The sequence below is a fragment of the Steroidobacter sp. genome, from assembly GCF_016790065.1.
Taxonomy (GTDB): domain Bacteria; phylum Pseudomonadota; class Gammaproteobacteria; order Steroidobacterales; family Steroidobacteraceae; genus Steroidobacter.
Genome location: NZ_JAEUPY010000629.1, coordinates 1 through 2,811 on the forward strand (window position 1 = coordinate 1; position 2,811 = coordinate 2,811).

General features: G+C 61.2%; 3 protein-coding genes. All 3 read right to left on the minus strand.

The window, feature by feature from the left end; translation table 11 throughout:
* On the minus strand, window positions 1-735 hold a 735-nt coding region (locus JNL55_RS25920; RefSeq protein ID WP_293861239.1), incomplete at its 3' end, for a DUF1611 domain-containing protein.
* Window positions 735-2,291: an N-acyl-D-amino-acid deacylase family protein gene (locus tag JNL55_RS25925; RefSeq protein WP_293861242.1), complete on the minus strand. Its 1,557-nt coding sequence runs from the start codon at window positions 2,289-2,291 to the stop codon at window positions 735-737. The genes JNL55_RS25925 and JNL55_RS25920, both read right to left, overlap by 1 nt.
* Window positions 2,292-2,313: 22 nt before the next feature.
* Window positions 2,314-2,811, minus strand: a 498-nt coding sequence (locus JNL55_RS25930; protein ID WP_293861245.1) for a hypothetical protein, incomplete at its 5' end; no start/stop codon positions are given.

Here is a 2,811-nt window from a genome sequence, read left to right on the forward strand (position 1 = left end):
CTGGGTGCCGTGAACCAGGCCCAAGGTCACGCCGGCGTACGACGGATGAAACAACGAGCCCTGCCCTTCGACCACGTCCCAATGATCCGGCGTGTTCTCCGGCGACAGCCATTCAGCCGCACCGGAAATGAAGTCGGCAACCACCGAGTCGATGGCCACGCCGCGACCGGAAATGAAAATGCCGGTCTGGCCGGTGGCGCAGAAGTCCGCATTCACGCCGCGCTTGCGCAGCTCTTTCTCGATCGCCAACGCGGTGTACTTCTTGCCCACGGCGCAATCGGTGCCGACGGTGAGCAGACGTTTACCCGAGCGCTTCTTGCCGCTGCCCGGCTTGAAGTTGTGGTCCGGCTGACGCACTTCGATCAGTTGCCGACCGGTGCGCTTGGCAGCCTCAGCAATGGCCGGAGTGTCGCTCAAGCGTTGGTGCAGACCCGAAGCGATGTCCAAGCCCGCTTCCAGCGCACCGACCAGCGAGGCCACCCAGTTGTCGGCGATGAAGCCGCCATCGTTGGCGATGCCGATGATCAGGGTCTTGATGCCTTTGGCCACCGCCTGTTGTGGCGTGAGGTCGGGCAAGCCGAGATCCACCGTGCCTTCCGGCAAGCGCAATTGGCCGGCGCACAACTCGCCGCGCCATTGGCGGATGCCGGACGCAGTCTTGGCATCGGCGACGTCAGTGGCGTCACCTAGAAACAGCAGATAAGGCGGCTGCACCTGGTACTGAGGGGTTTGCATCAACGGCTCGCTTTTGAACAAGTAAAGGGTTTGGCATCGGCAGCGCGCTTGATCAAGATGCCAGGACGGGCGGCAGCGGTCTTACCGCCCTGCCAGACCGTTTGGCCATTGACCCAAACCCGCTCGATACCCACCGACAGTTGCGATGGATCTTTGAGAGTCGCGCGATCGGCGACGGTATCGGGATTCAGCAGCACCAAGTCGGCGGCAGCGCCAGCGCGGATAGTGCCGCGATCCTTGATGCCGACGTGTTGTGCAGTGAGGCCGCTCATCTTGTGAATGGCCTGCTCGAGCGTGAGTGTCTTGTTCTCACGCACGTGCTGACGAAGCACACGCGGGAATGCACCAGCGCCACGCGGATGAGCATCGCCCATGCCGCCGTCGGAGCTGATATTGGTCTGCGGCCACTTCAGCAGCGCGGCGATGTCCTGCTCGCTCATCGATTTTCCGATCACGGTTTCGCGCCCGCCCTTGCCACCGTTGAACGTAATGGCTTCGTCGATCAACGCCATCAACGTGGTGGACGGATCGGTCTTACGCAAGGCTGCAACTTCGCCGATGTGCTTGCCGACCAGCGCCGGCTCCGGCTCGAAGTCCGACAGGATCAAATCTTCCGGCGCCGCGACGTTCTTCAACACGTCCTCGGCTTGCGCGCGGTTCTTGTAGTTGCGATCCGGGAACAGAATGGTCAGCGTGGACTGCCAATACTCGTAAGGATAAACGTCGGCAGTCACATCGATGCCACGAGCCCGGGCTGCGTCCAACTTCTTGAGCACGGCCGGCGCATCGCCCCAACGATTACGAATCGCCAGTTTGAAGTGCGAGATCTGCACCGGCATGCAGGTCTGAGTGCCGATGTTCACCAACTCTTCGATGGCCGCATCCAGCTTCACGTCCTCGCTGCGAATGTGGCTGATATAACGGCCGCCGAAACGTGCGCTGGTCTTGGCCAACGTGATGACTTCGCTCGGATCGGAATACACGCTCGGCTCGTATTCCAAGCCGGTCGACAAACCCAACGCGCCCGCGTTCAGGTCGCGCTCGAGCAACCCGACCATCTTCTGCACTTCGGCAGCCGTGGCAGCACGCTTGTAGTCCTTGCCCATCACCTCATCGCGCAGCGTGTTGTGACCGACGTACGAAGCCACGTTCACGCTGGCAGGAGTCTTTTGTACCTTGCTAAAAAACTCTCCGAGCGGGATCCGCGAACCACCGTCCTGGCCGACGATGATCGTAGTGATGCCCTGACTTACAACTTCCGGAGCATCGCGCCGCTCGAAGATGCCGCCATCATGGTGGCTGTGGGAATCGATGAAGCCCGGTGCCAGCACCAGGCCTTTGGCGTCGACGACGGTTTCTTTAGCGAGCGGCTGCAACTTACCGACGGCAGTGATCTTGCCGCCGGCAATGCGAACCGAAACGTTCTGCGCCGGCGTACCGGTGCCGTCGATGACTCGTGCATTGGCAATCAACGTGGATTGATTCGCGTCCTGCGCGAAGCTCGCGGTGGCCGCGAGCACCATCAACACACTGCTGGCGATCAGAGTTCTGCTCATGACATTCCCCAAGTAGTTGGCTTCAATTCGGCGACAGTGGCGCATCCCACTGTTCGACTGAACCGAAGCCCAGTTGCGACACCTTGCCCTTGGGGTCGAGCGTCAGCGCGACATCCATCAAGCCATCTTTGAAACGCGCGCGATAATCGTAAACCGGGCTGTTGCCACGCTCGCCGCGTCGGAACAGCCGCAACTCCTGCAACTGCCCTTTGGCACGCACCCGTTCGCCAAAGTATTTGTTGTAGCTGGTCAGTTCGTCCTGGGACATCGAATAGTCCTTGAGCGTCGGCTTGCCGGCGGCCAGCTCTTCGATCATGCGTTGCAGCCGCTGCGTGAGCGCCGGATCGCTATCGTCGATGGGCGAGGCATTCGGCAGCTTCAACTTCGGCTCGAAGCGGGCAGCGATACCGCGCGCGATCTCGCCGGGCTTGCCCGAGCTGGTGTTGGTCAACACGATGACCGAAATCTCGTCGTCCAGATAACGGATGAAGAAGGTGCGGAACCCCTGCCACGAGCCGCC

Bases quoted from the DNA above. Each gene is read 5' to 3' on its own strand.
- JNL55_RS25925 (WP_293861242.1), bottom strand. From the start codon at position 2,291: ATGAGCAGAACTCTGATCGCCAGCAGTGTGTTGATGGTGCTCGCGGCC.